The sequence below is a fragment of the Bacteroides sp. QWL-09 genome (genome assembly GCF_058683585.1).
Genome location: NZ_CM178748.1, coordinates 2,645,470 through 2,661,410 on the forward strand (window position 1 = coordinate 2,645,470; position 15,941 = coordinate 2,661,410).

The window sequence follows — 15,941 nt, forward strand, 5'->3', positions numbered from 1 at the left end:
CGTCAACGATTAGCTCTTGTAGTTACGAGTTTGAACTTTGATTGCTTCATATACAAGCGATTCTTTGTGCAACACTGGTGCAGTATCATCATTGTTTTGATATTCCCAGCAAGCCACATAGAAGAAGTTCTCGTCATCACGTTTTGCTTCACCTTCTTCAGTTTGGTACTCTTCACGGAAGTGACCACCACAACTTTCGTTACGGTTCAATGCATCGTAAGCTACAAGTTCACCCATAATGATAAAGTCGTACAAACGGATAGCTTTGTCAAGCTCTACGTTCATACCTTCTTTTGATCCAGGGATAAATAGTTTGGTTTCAAACTCTTTACGGATTTCTTTCAGTTTAGTCAAACCGGTTTTCAACCCTTCTTCAGTACGTCCCATACCCATGTATTCCCACATCACGTGACCAAGTTTTTTATGAATTGTATCTACAGACTCAGTACCCTTGATATTCATGAAGTGATCAATCTTAGCTTCGATAGCTTTCTCTGCTTCTACGAATTCAGGAAGATCGGTAGAAAAACGAGGAACAGTAATCTGATCAGCCAAGTAGTTTTGAATGGTGTAAGGCAATACGAAATAGCCATCAGCCAAACCTTGCATCAATGCTGATGCACCTAAACGGTTAGCTCCATGGTCAGAGAAGTTACATTCACCGATAGCGAATAGACCCTTCACTGTCGTTTGAAGTTCGTAGTCTACCCAGATTCCTCCCATAGTGTAGTGAATAGCCGGATAGATCATCATTGGATTGTCGTAAGGGCTTACGTCGGTAATCTCCTCATACATATCGAATAAGTTACCATAACGTTGACCAACAACATCCTTGCCTAAGCGGTTGATCGCTTCGCTAAAATCAAGGAATACAGCTAAACCGGTATTGTTTACGCCGAAGCCTTTGTCGCAACGTTCTTTAGCTGCACGGCTCGCAACGTCACGAGGAACCAAGTTACCGAAAGCCGGATAACGACGTTCCAAATAGTAGTCGCGATCTTCTTCAGGAATGTCTCTACCTTGTAAAGTTCCTGCTTGAAGTTTCTTCGCATCTTCTAGTTTTTTGGGTACCCAGATACGACCGTCGTTACGTAATGACTCAGACATCAAAGTCAATTTCGACTGTTGGTCACCGTGAACCGGGATACAAGTCGGGTGAATTTGAACGTAAGCAGGGTTAGCGAATACTGCACCTTTACGGTAACAAGCAATAGCTGCTGTACAGTTACAAGCCATAGCGTTAGTCGACAAGAAATAAGCATTACCGTATCCACCTGTAGCAATAACTACAGCGTGAGCAGCGAAACGTTCTAGTTCTCCTGTGATAAGATTTTTAGCGATAATACCACGAGCACGATCGTCAACGATAACGACATCCTGCATTTCGTAGCGAGTGTATAATTTAACGTTTCCGGTATTGACCTGACGGCTCAATGCTGAATATGCACCAAGCAATAACTGTTGTCCGGTTTGACCTTTTGCGTAGAATGTACGTGATACTTGGGCACCACCGAATGAACGGTTATCAAGTGTACCACCGTATTCACGTGCGAATGGAACGCCTTGAGCTACACATTGGTCGATAATAGCGTTCGATACTTCAGCCAAACGGTAAACGTTAGCTTCACGGGCACGATAGTCGCCACCTTTTACTGTATCGTAGAATAAACGGTAAACAGAGTCACCGTCGTTTTGGTAGTTTTTTGCGGCATTGATACCACCTTGTGCAGCAATAGAGTGTGCACGACGAGGAGAGTCTTGGATACAGAAGTTAAGTACTTTGAATCCCATTTCACCAAGGGAAGCTGCTGCTGATGCACCGGCTAATCCTGTACCTACAACAATGATATCCAAACGACGTTTGTTTGCAGGGTTTACCAATTTTTGGTGAGCTTTATAATTGGTCCATTTCTCTGCTACTGGTCCTTCCGGAATTTTTGAATCTATCTTAATCATAATCTTATGTCCGATTTAATCATTTATAAAAAATAAATTAGCAAGTTGCGTTGTTACACTGCAAGTGATTGGATGTAGAATACGATCACTACAATGGCGAAACATGCAACCACAACAGTAGAGTAGATGTTAGAAATACATTTCCAACGATTGATCCATACTTTGTTGTTCCAACCAAGTGATTGCATTGAACTCCAGAAACCGTGAGTTAAATGGAACCAGATAGCGCCTAACCATGCAAGGTATAATACGACATATATCGGATTAGAGAAAGTATTCTGAATGTGGTATACACCATCTGCTGCATAAGTGATGTCGGCTGTTGCACAACCCATTTTGTGCATCAACTCCGGTAACTGCATTTTTGCCCAGAAGTTGAAAAGGTGTAAACCTAAACCAAGGATCACAATAATGCCTAATACCAGCATGTTTTGTGAAGCCCACTCTACGTTTTTAGGCTTTTCAGCTACGGCGTAACGTTCGCTACCACGCGCTTTGCGATTTTGGATCGTTAGCCAAAATGCATAAATAATGTGAATTACAAAAAGTGCTGCCAAGCCCGCTGTTGCGACTAAAGCATACCAGTTTGCACCTAAAAATTCACAAACCAAATTGTACCCTTCTGCTGAAAAAATAGCAACAAGGTTCATTGCCATGTGAAAGGTTAGAAATAGGACAAGGGCGAGTCCGGTAACACTCATCACCACTTTCCTTCCTACAGATGAATTACTTAACCACATAAATGATTGAATTTAAATTATTTAATAATTATTACTATAATGCTTTGATTAGGTGTTCTATACAAGGTGCAAAAATAGGGTAATTAAATGGATCAACCAAAGGATTAAAGAAATTATTCTTTAATCCTGCATTTTGATTTAAATATTATCCAATAAGGTCCAGAAACGGCATTCCAATGCAACATGGAGAGCTTTGAACTGTTTTTGAGATTAGAGCTTTGAAAATGGATATTCAATCACATTTCTAGAAAAATCATGTGATTGAATATTTGTATTTTAATAGTAAACTACAAGAACAAGAGTAGGGGGTGATAATTGATAAGGAATAAAAAGCCCTCGTTACAAGCTATTGTAACGAGGGCTTTAATTATTTGAGTTTCTTTTCGTACGCTTTAGAATTAAGGATTTCTAATGCTTTTTGTACGCTTTGATTAGTCGAGTTGATGATCTGAAAATACTCATTCATGTCCCATAGATCTCTTGCGATCAGTGCTTTTAATTGTACTTTAATCATTGGGAGTGATTTTTGGTATTGAGTTTCGTCCCATTTTATCTTTTCTTCTTCGCTCATTTGACGGAGTTCACTTAGCATCTCTTCGCTAATGGTAAAGTCTTTGATGAATGAATCGATTTTTTTATACTGTTGTTTCAATCCTATGCGGTTTTTCTCGATATATTTCATCGTATATTTAATAACCACCCCTTTACCTATTAATTCACGATGATAGTCCGTATACAATGTGGTATCAATAGGAATAAAGATGTCCGGCATGATACCACCCCCACCATATACCGTTCGTTTGAGCTTTTTGGTATAGACCTTCAGAGAGTCCGGGAAATGAATGCTATCGGCATTGGTCATTTCACCGCGATTGTAGCGTTCTAATAGATCGGAATGATATTGAGAGATGTTTGCTTCTCCACTTGCAGCACTATTGGTCGATAATTTTAGATCTGCTGTGCTATTGTACGGTTTTTGGATGCAACGTCCCGAAGGCGTATAATATCGAGCGATGGTCAGACGAATCATTGATCCGTCGGGGAGGTCGATAGGGCGTTGAACGAGACCTTTTCCAAAGGAACGGCGTCCAACAACAAGACCGCGATCCCAATCTTGAATCGCTCCGGTGACGATTTCGCTTGCCGAAGCACTGTACTCGTCAATGAGGACAATGAGGCGTCCGTTGCGTAGTTTGCCATTGCCTTTTGCAAAAAACTCAGCACGTTGTGCTTTCCGACCTTCTGTGTAGACGATCAGCTCTTTTTGACCGAGGAACTCATTTGCAATGTCGATCGCGGCATTGAGATACCCACCCCCGTTGCCTTGGAGGTCAAGAACGAGGTCAACCATACCGTTGGCCTGCAATTTTTTAATAGCCGCATTAAATTCATCGGCTGTGGTGGCCGCAAAGCGACTGATTCGAATATATCCGATCTTTGGCTGAATGAGGTATGAGGCATCTAAACTGTAGATTGGAATTTTATCACGTTTAACGGTGAAGAGGAGGGGATCAATGACACCGCGGCGAATGATTGTTAGGTTGACTTTGGAATTCTTAGGTCCGCGCAACCGGCTCATAATCTCTTCTGTGCTCATCTTAACCCCTGCAATGGCAGAATCGTTCACGGCGACAATTCGGTCACCGGCAAGAATTCCAACCTTTTCTGATGGGCCGTTGCTGACCGGTTGTACCACTAACAAAGTATCTTCAATCATTTGGAATTGTACACCTATACCTTCGAAGTTACCTTTCAGAGGCTCATTCATCTTTTTCACCTCTTCGGCATCTGAATAGGTTGAATGGGGATCAAGCTGAGCGAGCATTTTGATGATGGCTTCTTCAACCAGCTTGTTCTCGTCAACTTTATCGACGTAAAGGTTCGATATCGCGAATTCTGCCATCTGTAGCTTTTGCATCGCAGGTGATCCGAAACCTTGTGCGTTTAAGCTTAGTGTACAAAGACTGATTAAAAAGAGGCTGAGATATTTCATGTTCGTCATAATGTATAAATAGTTAGTCGTCAATGATCATACCTTTCGGGATGAACTGACTAATGTCTTTTTTATAAGAAAGTAATTCACGTACAATGGTTGAACTGATACAAGTCAGCTCCGGTTCGGTGAAGAGCAGTATGGTCTCAATTCCGGCAAGTTTGCGATTGATGTCTGCGATGGTTTCCTCATACTCAAAGTCCTTCACCGTGCGAATGCCTCTGAGGATAAACTGTGCCTCAACCTGACGTGCGAAATCGATCGTTAGACTATCGTACGACAGCACCTTAATCCGAGGGTTATTTTGATAAAGGTTTTGGATCATGGTGATTCTTTTCTCCGTCGGAAAGTAAGAATTTTTATTTTCATTGATACCAATACCTATAATGATTTCGTCCATAAAGGTTAATGCACGTTCTACTATCGAGGCATGCCCAATAGTGAAGGGATCGAATGTCCCGGGGAAAATAGCTCTTTTCATGATGCTAAATCTTCTTCAATCATCAAATTTTCTATGATAAAGGTCTGACGCTCCATCGTGTTCTTGCCCATATAAAACTCAAGCAATTCTTTGACGGCGTCTGTCTTCTTTAATGAAACCTGCTCCAATCGCATGTCTTTGCCGATGAAGTGTTTGAACTCATCCGGAGAGATTTCTCCCAATCCTTTAAATCGCGTGATCTCAGGGTTTGGCCCGAGTTCCTCAATGGCATTAACCCGTTCTTCTTCACTGTAACAATAGTTCGTTTTCTTTTTGTTTCGAACTCTGAATAGAGGGGTCTGTAAGATATAAACGTGTCCTTTTTTGATCAGGTCCGGGAAGAACTGTAAAAAGAAGGTGATCAACAATAGACGAATGTGCATGCCGTCGACATCGGCATCGGTAGCAACAATCACCTTATTATATCTAAGCCCTTCGATACCGTCTTCTATGTTTAGTGCAGCTTGTAGCAGGTTAAACTCTTCATTTTCATAAACCACCTTTTTGGTGAGTCCGAATGAGTTTAGCGGCTTACCGCGAAGGCTGAATACGGCTTGAGTATTCACGTCGCGGCTTTTGGTGATTGAACCACTCGCTGAATCTCCCTCGGTGATAAAAATGCAAGATTCCTCTTCCAATCCTTTGCCTTTTGTATCGTTCAGATGCACGCGGCAGTCCCGCAGTTTCCGGTTGTGAAGATTGGCTTTTTTAGCTCTTTCGCGGGCTAACTTGGTGACTCCTGCAATGGCTTTTCGTTCTTTCTCAGACTCTTGTATCTTTTGGAGCATGAGGTCTGCCGTCTCACCATTCTTGTGTAAGAAGTTGTCCACTTCTTGTTTGATGAAATCGCCCACATGTTTGTTGACCGTTATCCCACCGGGGATCATATTGGTCGAACCCAACTTAATTTTCGTTTGGCTCTCAAACATCGGTTCTTCGACGTTGATGGCGATGGCAGCGACCAGTCCGTTGCGGATGTCGGTATAATCTTGATTCTTATTGTAGAACTCTTTAATGGTGCGAGCGATGTGCTCCTTAAAGGCACTCTGGTGCGTACCACCCTGTGTGGTATGTTGTCCGTTGACAAACGAGTAGTACTCTTCGCCATACTGTCCCGTATGAGTAAAGGCGATCTCAATATCGTCTCCTTTAAGATGGACGATCGGATAAAGCCCCGTGGCGGTCATGTTGTCGTTCAACAGATCGACTAGTCCGTTGCGAGAGATGATCCGCTGTCCGTTGAAGAGGATAGCCAGGCCCGTATTTAAATAGGTGTAGTTTCGTAACATCGTCTCTATAAACTCTGTTCGGAAACTATAATTTAAAAACAAGGAATTGTCCGGTTCAAAGAAGATATACGTACCATTCTCTTCTTCCGAACTCAACGTCTGGTCTGTTTTTAATTCTCCTTTCGAGAAAGTTGCTATACGAACCTTACCGTTTCGGTAACTACGAACTTCAAAATTCGAACTTAAGGCATTGACCGCTTTTACGCCGACTCCGTTTAGCCCGACACTCTTCTTAAAAGCCTTACTGTCATATTTACCACCGGTGTTCAATACACTTACGGCTTCAACGAGTTTACCTTGTGGTATACCTCGACCGTAGTCACGAACAGAGATGCGTAGGTTGTCCTCTATTGAGATTTCAATCTTCCTTCCGGCCTGCATCTTGAACTCATCGATACTATTATCAATCACTTCTTTCAAAAGAACATAGATTCCATCTTCGGCATGAGAGCCGTCACCAAGCTTTCCAATGTACATACCGGGACGGGTACGTACGTGTTCCATATCGCTGAGGTGGCGGATGTTATCGTCTGTATACTCTATCGGGTTAGTGTCTGGATTAATGATCAATTCGTTCTTTTCCATGTTCGTTTAAAATATTAATCGATTGGTTTGGTAAATGCGCGGCGACGCTTATGTTGTTCGGTTTTAAAATATTCCCATTGAGCTTGTACCTTACCGTTGATCTCAAGTTCCGGATTACTCTCAGCATAAATGAAGCCTAATTTTTTGTAAACCGGAATCAAGTCGTAAAACAACAAGGCATTAACCCCCTTGTTCTGATATTCAGGTTTTACAGCCACAAGTAAGAGGTCGAGAACTTTAGCTCTTCGTTTCATGAACAAGGCTTTAAAGAGGTGATACCAACCGAAGGGGAGTAATCGCCCATGCGACTTTTGTAAAGCTTCCGAAAGAGAAGGCATCGACAGACCGACACAAATGAGCTGGTCTTCAGCATCGGTGATCAGTGTGATCATTCGAAGATCCACAATCGGCAGATACATCCGTACATACTGATCGATTTGCCTCTGCGTCAGTGCCGAATAACCATAAAGTGGGCTATAGGCTTCGTTCATCAATTCGAAGATCGCTTGTCCGTAATCTTTAGCCAATTTCTTAGAAGAGGTATACTTCTTAATCTTCAGATTATACTTCTTCTGGATCAATTCGGAGATGCGTCTATGCTTTTCAGGAATATCCTCAGGAATGTAAATCTTATATTCCACCCAATCGGCATCCTTGGCATAGCCCAACTGCTCCATGTGTTGAGGGTAGTAAGGGTGGTTGTAGATGGTTGCCATGGTGCTGAGCTGGTCGTAGCCTTCTATCAGCATTCCTTCGGCATCAAAATCAGTGAAGCCCAAAGGCCCTTGGATGTCGGTCATCCCTCGTTCTTTACCCCATTGCTCAACGGCTTGAAGCAAGGCAGAAGAAACCTCGAGGTCATCAATGAAATCGATCCAACCGAAGCGAACCTCTTTTTTATTCCATGTTTCGTTGGCGCGAGTATTGATAATTGCCGCTACGCGTCCCACGATTTGATTGTCTTTATAAGCTAAGAAGTAATCGGCCTCGCAAAACTCAAATGCTGCATTTTTCTTCTTGTTGAAGGTATTCAACATGTCGTCGTACAAGTCGGGTACTGAGTAAGGGCTACCTTTGTATAATTGGTAATTGAAGCGAATAAACTTCTTAAGTTCTCCTTTAGTTGAGACTTTTTTAATTGTAATAGCCATATCTATATTTATGATTGAGCAAGCAAAGATAGTTGATAATCTTTAATTATCAATTGGATGACGGGTGTAAATCACACTTGTCTCGTTGAAATAAACGTCCTGTCGTCGTCATTAAGCGTTATAAATCAGTATCACGGTATAGACGATATAGCCTATAATCATCAGGCTTCCTTCTATCCTGGTAATGGTTCGTTTGGCAAAGAATAAACCGAACAGCCAGAGCAGAACTCCTGCCCCGATGAGGCTGATTAGATCGAAGTTGGTGATGCCATTCACTCGAAGTGGAGTGATGCTTGCACTGCATCCCAGAACGAAGAAAATGTTAAATAAGTTACTGCCGATCACGTTACCAATCGCTATCTCCGGATTCTTTTTCAAAGCCGCAACAATCGAAGTGGCCAATTCCGGAAGTGAAGTGCCACCGGCTACGAGCGTTAAGCCGATGATTGACTCGCTTATTCCTAATCCGCGGGCAATACCTGTGGCACCGGTTACAAATAAATCGCCACCGAAGATCAGTCCTCCTAATCCACCTAAAATGAATAACGTGGATTTCCACCACGGCATTTGTCGAATCTCTTCCGGGCTGTCTCCATTCGAATGCGAGGCGATGGCAAAGGTATATCCTAGGAAAATAATGAAAAAGCAGAGGAGTAATAAGCCATCGGTGATGCTGATGACGTTCTGTGAATGATGATCGAACCAAACATCATTGGCGCAAATAAACAAAACGATGGAGGCTAGAATGCATAGAGGAATCTCTTTCCGTAACGTGTTACGTGTGATGACGATGGGGGCAAAAAGAGCCGTGCATCCCACAATCATCAGCGTATTAAAGATATTGCTTCCGACCACATTACCGATGGAGATATCGGCACTGCCTTTGAGTGCAGATGATACACTGACCGTGAGTTCGGGGGCTGAAGTTCCGAAAGCTACAATCGTAAGACCAATCACAATCGGGGGAATACGTAACTGTTTAGCTACAGATGCTGCACCGTCTGTTAACCCGTTTGCCCCTAAAAGAATAAGTAGTAATCCTCCAATGAGTAGTAGTAGATCCATAAAATTAAGTCGTAAGTTTTGTTGCAAAGATAATCATTCAACTAGATTTTCTTACATCGTATCAACACTTTTTGTTCGTTGGCTAAAGTTGTCGCAAAAAGGTAGACGTCACCGCCTTCTCCGATCTTTAATCTTTTGCGAAGTTCGGCCACAGTCGACGGAAAATTACGGATCGTGAGGTTCGCTTTTTTTGAATATCCTAACAATTGCTTAAGTTCTTTCTTATTGAATCCGCACACCTCCTCAACTTGAAATTTTCGACCGGGAAAAGCACTGCTCGGTTCGTCCGAGGTATATAAATGACTGTTGGGATGTAGCTTCTCGAGCTCGAATGTTTCGGCGACTTTCCGGTAGGCTCCCGCTTTCAATATCGATGCGTTAGGCTCGAAGAGGTAGTTTTTTACCTGATCGGTATAAAGGCATTCGCTTTCTGCTTCTTCTTTTCGCGTGAATGAGAATAACGGCTGTTCTCCTGCAGAAGTAATATTGGTACAATATAATCGGAAGTCTGTTGGTTCGGGAGTCTCTTGAAGAATGAAAAGCAACTCTTTACACTCATTGTTGACCGAAAGGATGTGAATGGCTGTTGTCCTCTTTAAAGCTCTAGTGGCCAAGGTCATGTCGAGCATGGGAGACAACTTAATCATCACTTGTGGCGCTTTTTGTAAGAGAAGATCTTCCAGATCGCCCACGTTGGGTTCGCAATCGGAGATCGCCACCGTCTTCCCTCCATGTTCATTGCGTCTTGCCGGATCTATAAAGAGCGTGTCGACCGGCGACATCTCTTTTAAGAACTCAACGCTGTCGCTGTTTACTACACGGATGTGTCCTAGGTTTAGTGCTTTAAAATTGTGGGTGGCCAGATCGCATAGTTCGGTTTGCTGTTCAACATAAGTGGCCTTTTTGAACTTCTGAGCCATGAAACTACAATCAATGCCGAAACCTCCGGTGAGGTCGACCAATTCGTTGCCCTCAACAAGTGAGGCTTTATATAATGCCGTTGCCTCGGACGAACATTGTTCGAGCGAGAGGTGTCGTGGGTAGACGATTGTTCTGAGCTTTGCCCATGTCGGTATTTTCTCTTGTGCAACTTGATAGCCGGCAATCTGAGTGATGGCCTCTGTGAGATCAACATCGGGATACTTCCCTTTTTGAAGAGCTAAAGAACGAATATTATCTTGAAGATGATGTTCTATAAATTGCTGGGTGTCGGGAGAACTGATTTTCATGAATATATGCGATAGAATTACAGAATTGATCCGTCTAATCAACCAATGACCAGTCGGTTAAGTTAGAGTAGACCGCTTCGTTGTTGAATAACCGTTCAATTTGATGCAAAGATATAAACATTTGCCGATGTGAACCTTATTTCTGATCAATAGATCTTAAAAACGCCTTTTTAGAATGCCCATTTCGCCGTATAATGCCCATTCCCCTAACGATAGACCTTTTAAAATAAAGCCTTAACATCTTTTTAATTTATGGAGAGTTTTGCGTTATATAATGTTAGAGGGCCAATTTAAAACTCCTATTTTAATTAAAAAGAGAGAATATCTTGTTTTTTATTAAGGTAAGGAGAATCTTTTTTTCTACTTTTGCGGCTGAATGTTATGGTAATACCATTAGAACGAAAAGAATTATGCAGAAAAACCTTGTCATTGTCGAGTCTCCGGCAAAAGCAAAAACCATTGAAAAGTTTCTTGGAAAGGATTTCAAAGTTCTTTCCAGTTACGGTCATATACGTGATCTCAAGAAGAAAGAGTTCAGTATTGATATAGAAAAAAACTTTCAACCACATTATGAGATCCCGGGAGACAAACAAGCGTTGGTTAGCGAACTAAAGAAGGAAGCTAAAGAGGCAGAAGTCGTCTGGCTCGCATCCGATGAGGACCGCGAGGGAGAAGCTATTGCATGGCACCTTTATGAAGTCTTAAAGCTAAAGCCTGAGAACACAAAGCGGATTGTCTTTCACGAAATTACGAAACCTGCCATACTTAGAGCCATTGAACAGCCACGTCACATTAATATAGACTTGGTGAATGCGCAACAAGCCCGACGAATTCTTGACCGAATCGTAGGTTTTGAGTTGTCGCCGGTTTTGTGGAAGAAAGTGAAACCGGCTTTATCCGCCGGTCGCGTGCAGTCGGTTGCTGTACGTCTGATTGTTGAGCGTGAACGCGATATTCATGCGTTTAAGAGTGAAGCCTCTTATAAAGTAACCGCGGTATTTTTAGTACCTGAAGATGGAGGTAGCTTTGTAGAGATGAAAGCCGAGCTGAACCGTCGATTAAAAACGAAGAGTGAAGCCGAAAGCCTGTTGGCCAATTGCCGACAATCGACTTTCGTGATTGATGATATCAGCAAACGTCCGGTAAAGAAAACGCCGGCGGCTCCTTTCACGACGTCTACTTTGCAACAAGAAGCGGCTCGCAAGCTTGGATACACGGTGGCTCAAACGATGATCATCGCTCAGCGGTTGTATGAATCGGGATACATCACCTATATGCGTACCGACTCGGTGAACTTATCCGATTACGCGACTCAAGGATGTAAAGAGACCATTCTAAATTTGATGGGGGACTCTTATGTTCATAACCGACATTTTGAAACCCGTACTAAGGGAGCACAAGAGGCCCATGAGGCGATTCGTCCAACTTATATGGAGAATCAAAGCATCGAAGGTAGTGCTCAGGAGAAAAAATTATATGATCTGATCTGGAAGCGTACGATCGCTTCGCAGATGTCGGATGCCGAACTTGAAAAGACCACTGCAACCATTCATATGAGTGCAGGAGCCGATTATTTTGTCGCTGTTGGTGAAGTGATCAAGTTCGATGGTTTCCTTCGCGTGTATCGTGAGTCGTATGATGACGATAATGAACCGGAGGTTGAAAGCCACTTGTTGCCGCCATTGAAGAAAGGACAATCGTTGCAATGTGAGACGGTGATGGCCGTTGAACGTTTTACACAACGTCCTCCACGATATACGGAAGCCAGCTTAGTTCGTAAATTGGAAGAACTAGGCATCGGACGTCCTTCTACTTATGCACCGACCATCTCTACCATTCAACAACGTGAGTATGTTGAAAAAGGAAATAGAGAAGGAGAAGAACGTTTATATAACACCTTGACGTTGCGCGATGACGCCGTGAAGGATGAAACGCTTAGCGAAGTGGTTGGTACTGAGAAAGCGAAACTTTTCCCGACCGATATTGGCTTTGTGGTGAATGATTTCTTAACCGAATATTTCCCGGATATCTTGGATTACAACTTTACGGCAACCGTTGAGAAGGAATTTGATGAGGTGGCTGAAGGAGGTGTGGAGTGGACGTCGATCATGAAGAAATTCTATGAGGCCTTCCACCCTTCTGTGGAACGAACCTTAGCCACTAAGACCGAACATAAGGTCGGTGAACGCGTACTTGGTGAAGAGCCCGGAACCGGTAAACAAGTCTCGGTGAAGATCGGTCGTTACGGTCCCGTTGTTCAGATTGGTACAGCCGATGATGAAGAGAAACCTCGTTTTGCCCAAATGATGAAAGGACAATCGATGGAAACCATTACCTTGGAAGATGCTTTAGAACTCTTCAAGTTGCCTCGTGAATTGGGAGAATATGAAGGTAAGGTGGCCAAGGTGGGTATTGGACGTTTTGGACCTTATATCCAACATAGTGGTGTTTATGTCTCTTTGCCTAAAGAGTTAGATCCGATGACGGTTTCTTTGGATGAGGCTATTGTCTTGATTCAGCAGAAGCGGGCGAAAGAAGCGGAACGCCATATTAAAGCGTTCGAAGAAGAACCGGAATTGGAGATCTTGAATGGTCGTTACGGACCTTATATTGCTTATAAAGGGAACAACTATAAGATTCCGAAGGATATTGTTCCGCAGGACTTGAGTTTGAAGAGTTGTATGGACTTGATCAAACTTCAGGAAGAGAAGGCGGCTAATGCTCCGGCACGTAAGCGTCGCACGACTAAGAAGAAATAAAACGTTGTTCAGAGCTTTGGTAGCTCATCAACGACTAAGAATAAGCGATACAGGCTGTCTCAATCGATGTTGAGGCGGCCTGTTCTTGTGTTTCCCTCTTAGCGATACGCTCCACATGCGGTTGTTTTTTGTGAAAGATCTGCAACGCTGCCACTCCTTAGGTTTAAGTGTTTGTCTTTCAGTCAGAAAGAGGCGTTGCAGATAGGTGTGGCAGATGGGTGTCAGATCGAATAAATGCCACACGCTTTTTCCGGCCCTTCATGAGGTGAATCATAAAGTGAATCACATCAGAATCACATTGCTATTAACTAATCTCACAGCGAGTCTAACCGTTTTTGTACGGCCTTTAAGTGCTGAGCAAGTTGCATGTGTTGAGCCCTCGTTCGAAGGCTCTTCGGCCCTCGTTCGAGGGCTCATGGGTTTTCCTTCGAGGGCTGAAGAGCCCACGTTCGAGGGCTCAACAAATTTAACCTCAACAACGGCTAATGAAGCTTCAACGCCAATAAATCGAACTTCAATGGTGCTTAATTAAATAGGTAGAGTTGTTCGAGACATAGAGAGACTGTTTAATTGTGCTGAAGGATCCATTAAAAGGAGACTAAGAGTTGTTTGCCTTTGAAGGTAAACGGGGCGCTGAGTGAGGGATGGTGTGAGATACCCCGCCTTTAGTGTGGGATAATTGCTCAAACAAGCTATCCCACACTTGACTGAAAAGTCGAGCAATACAGACTTTTCGGGGAATTTAGTGTGGGAGTGTGGGATAAATCGATCTGTTTTATTCTTCTGGAGAGTGGACTACGAAAAAAGAGGCTGCTTCAACCAGATGTGAAGCAACCTCTTTGAGTTGTTTAGTTGTATATGTGTGTTTATCGTTTTTACATTCTGTTCGGAACTTCGATACCTAATAATTCCATACCTAGACGAACTACTTTAGCTAGGTTGACAGACAGAGCGAGTCGGAAAACCTTAACCTCCATATTCTCTTCACGTAAGATGCTATAGTCGTGATAGAATTGGTTGTATTCTTTAACGAGGTCGTAGATGTAGTTTGCAATGATTGAAGGGCTATAATCTTCCCCAGCTTGTTTAACAACAGTCTGGAAGTCTGCGATCATCTGAACAAGTCCCTTTTCTTTCTCGTTCAACTCAATGGTCGATTGAAGTTCTTCAGGGATAGTGATACCCGATTCAGCCGCTTTGCGCAATACCGATTGGATACGGGCATAAGTGTACTGGATGAAGGGACCGGTATTACCATTAAAGTCGATCGATTCTTTCGGGTTGAAAGTCATATTCTTTCTTGCATCCACCTTTAAGATGAAATATTTCAAGGCTCCTAAACCAACAATACGGGCAATGTTGTCGGCTTCTGCTTGAGTCAGCCCGTCTAATTTGCCTAATTCTTGAGACGTTTCTTTAGCGGTTGTGATCATCTCTTCCATCAAGTCATCGGCGTCGACCACTGTACCCTCACGTGATTTCATCTTTCCTTCCGGAAGTTCAACCATCCCATAAGAGAAGTGTACGAGACCTTTTCCCCATTCGAATCCGAGCTTATCTAACAAGATCGATAATACCTGGAAGTGATAGTTCTGCTCGTTTCCTACAACGTAGATCATCTTATCGATAGGATAATCGGCGAAACGTAATTTTGCTGTACCTATATCTTGAGTCATGTAGACCGATGTACCGTCACCACGGAGCAATAACTTGTGGTCTAATCCCTCTGCAGTGAGATCAGCCCATACCGAGCCATCTTCTTTCTTAAAGAAGAAACCTTTCTGGAGACCTTCCATGACTTTATCTTTTCCTTCGAGGTAAGTGTCCGATTCGTAATAGATCTTGTCGAATCCAACGCCCATCTTTTGATAAGTCTTATCGAACCCGTCGTAAACCCAGGTGTTCATCATGCTCCAAAGTTCACGCACTTCAGCATCGCCGGCTTCCCATTTCACAAGCATCTCGCGAGCCTCTGCCATTAACGGTGAAGCGGCTTCTGCCTCTTCTTTGCTCATTCCTTTGGCCATCAGTTCGGCAAGTTCAGCTTTATAGTGCTTGTCGAATGCCACGTAATAGTCGCCTACCAAGTGGTCGCCTTTCTTTCCGCTGTTCTCAGGAGTTTCGCCATTACCGTATTTTTTCCAAGCCAACATCGACTTACAAATATGGATACCACGGTCGTTGACAATATTGGTTTTCACCACCTTGTTGCCATTGGCTGCCATGATGTTCGATAGGGCATTACCTAACAAATTGTTTCTGACGTGGCCGAGGTGAAGAGGTTTGTTTGTATTGGGCGAGGAGTATTCGATCATCACCAACGGAGATTGTTCTGTGGTTGGGGTAATCCCGAAGGTCTCATTGGTGTGAACAGTGTTCAATAACTCAATCCATGTAGAGGAAGCTATACTGAGGTTTAAGAATCCTTTGATGACATTAAAGTTGGCTACAGCCGGTTCGTTCGCTTGTAGGTATTCTCCTATTTCTTGTGCGGTTTGTTCCGGTCCTTTTTTAGAAAGTCTTAAAAAAGGAAAGACAACGAGGGTGAGATGTCCTTCGAATTCTTTTTTTGTTTTTTGCAATTGTATTTGTCCTGACGCAATTTCTTGTCCGTAAAGAGACTTCAGGGCGTTAATGACTGAACCTGTCAGCTTTTCTTCTATATTCATGTCTTACTATTATTTTCTTGGTGC

General features: G+C 43.0%; 10 protein-coding genes. 1 reads left to right on the plus strand and 9 read right to left on the minus strand.

Annotated elements, in window-relative coordinates; translation table 11 throughout:
* Window positions 1–9: 9 nt before the first annotated feature.
* The 8 genes from AC4PG5_RS10525 to AC4PG5_RS10560 form a co-directional block, all read right to left on the minus strand.
* Window positions 10–1,956 (minus strand): fumarate reductase/succinate dehydrogenase flavoprotein subunit, encoded by a 1,947-nt coding sequence (locus AC4PG5_RS10525; protein ID WP_492028842.1) that lies wholly within the window; start codon window positions 1,954–1,956, stop codon window positions 10–12.
* Window positions 1,957–2,009: 53 nt separating this feature from the next.
* Complete coding sequence (locus AC4PG5_RS10530; protein WP_492028843.1) at window positions 2,010–2,696, minus strand: succinate dehydrogenase/fumarate reductase cytochrome b subunit; 687 nt, start codon at window positions 2,694–2,696, stop codon at window positions 2,010–2,012.
* A gap of 367 nt (window positions 2,697–3,063) precedes the next feature.
* Entirely contained in the window at window positions 3,064–4,689 is a 1,626-nt protein-coding gene (locus tag AC4PG5_RS10535) for a S41 family peptidase (protein ID WP_492030746.1), read from the minus strand.
* Window positions 4,690–4,711: 22 nt separating this feature from the next.
* Window positions 4,712–5,170 (minus strand): pantetheine-phosphate adenylyltransferase, encoded by a 459-nt coding sequence (coaD, locus tag AC4PG5_RS10540; protein ID WP_492028844.1) that lies wholly within the window; start codon window positions 5,168–5,170, stop codon window positions 4,712–4,714.
* On the minus strand, window positions 5,167–7,044 hold the full coding sequence (locus AC4PG5_RS10545; RefSeq protein ID WP_492028845.1) for a DNA topoisomerase IV subunit B: 1,878 nt from the start codon (window positions 7,042–7,044) through the stop codon (window positions 5,167–5,169). The genes coaD and AC4PG5_RS10545 overlap by 4 nt, the downstream gene beginning before the upstream one ends.
* A 14-nt stretch (window positions 7,045–7,058) precedes the next feature.
* On the minus strand, window positions 7,059–8,195 hold the full coding sequence (locus AC4PG5_RS10550; protein WP_492028846.1) for an N-acetyltransferase: 1,137 nt from the start codon (window positions 8,193–8,195) through the stop codon (window positions 7,059–7,061).
* Between the two features lie 111 nt (window positions 8,196–8,306).
* Window positions 8,307–9,260 (minus strand): calcium/sodium antiporter, encoded by a 954-nt coding sequence (locus AC4PG5_RS10555; RefSeq protein WP_492028847.1) that lies wholly within the window; start codon window positions 9,258–9,260, stop codon window positions 8,307–8,309.
* 41 nt (window positions 9,261–9,301) lie between these two features.
* Complete coding sequence (locus AC4PG5_RS10560) at window positions 9,302–10,489, minus strand: THUMP-like domain-containing protein (RefSeq protein WP_492028848.1); 1,188 nt, start codon at window positions 10,487–10,489, stop codon at window positions 9,302–9,304.
* 410 nt (window positions 10,490–10,899) lie between these two features.
* Here AC4PG5_RS10560 and topA point away from each other — a divergent pair, with 410 nt between their 5' ends.
* Window positions 10,900–13,248 (plus strand): type I DNA topoisomerase, encoded by a 2,349-nt coding sequence (gene topA / locus AC4PG5_RS10565; protein WP_492028849.1) that lies wholly within the window; start codon window positions 10,900–10,902, stop codon window positions 13,246–13,248.
* Between the two features lie 875 nt (window positions 13,249–14,123).
* Here the strand turns inward: topA and argS are convergent.
* A complete protein-coding gene (gene argS / locus AC4PG5_RS10570; RefSeq protein WP_492028850.1) occupies window positions 14,124–15,917 on the minus strand; it encodes an arginine--tRNA ligase in 1,794 nt (597 codons plus the stop codon).
* Window positions 15,918–15,941 lie beyond the last annotated feature (24 nt).

What these genes read in the sequence shown, in the direction of transcription:
- coaD (WP_492028844.1), bottom strand. Translation starts at nt 5,170, where the DNA reads ATGAAAAGAGCTATTTTCCCCGGGACATTCGATCCCTTCACTATTGGG.
- AC4PG5_RS10525 (WP_492028842.1), bottom strand. Translation starts at nt 1,956, where the DNA reads ATGATTAAGATAGATTCAAAAATTCCGGAAGGACCAGTAGCAGAGAAA.
- topA (WP_492028849.1), top strand. Translation starts at nt 10,900, where the DNA reads ATGCAGAAAAACCTTGTCATTGTCGAGTCTCCGGCAAAAGCAAAAACC.
- AC4PG5_RS10530 (WP_492028843.1), bottom strand. Translation starts at nt 2,696, where the DNA reads ATGTGGTTAAGTAATTCATCTGTAGGAAGGAAAGTGGTGATGAGTGTT.
- AC4PG5_RS10560 (WP_492028848.1), bottom strand. Translation starts at nt 10,489, where the DNA reads ATGAAAATCAGTTCTCCCGACACCCAGCAATTTATAGAACATCATCTT.
- AC4PG5_RS10550 (WP_492028846.1), bottom strand. Translation starts at nt 8,195, where the DNA reads ATGGCTATTACAATTAAAAAAGTCTCAACTAAAGGAGAACTTAAGAAG.
- AC4PG5_RS10545 (WP_492028845.1), bottom strand. Translation starts at nt 7,044, where the DNA reads ATGGAAAAGAACGAATTGATCATTAATCCAGACACTAACCCGATAGAG.
- AC4PG5_RS10535 (WP_492030746.1), bottom strand. Translation starts at nt 4,689, where the DNA reads ATGAAATATCTCAGCCTCTTTTTAATCAGTCTTTGTACACTAAGCTTA.
- AC4PG5_RS10555 (WP_492028847.1), bottom strand. Translation starts at nt 9,260, where the DNA reads ATGGATCTACTACTACTCATTGGAGGATTACTACTTATTCTTTTAGGG.
- argS (WP_492028850.1), bottom strand. Translation starts at nt 15,917, where the DNA reads ATGAATATAGAAGAAAAGCTGACAGGTTCAGTCATTAACGCCCTGAAG.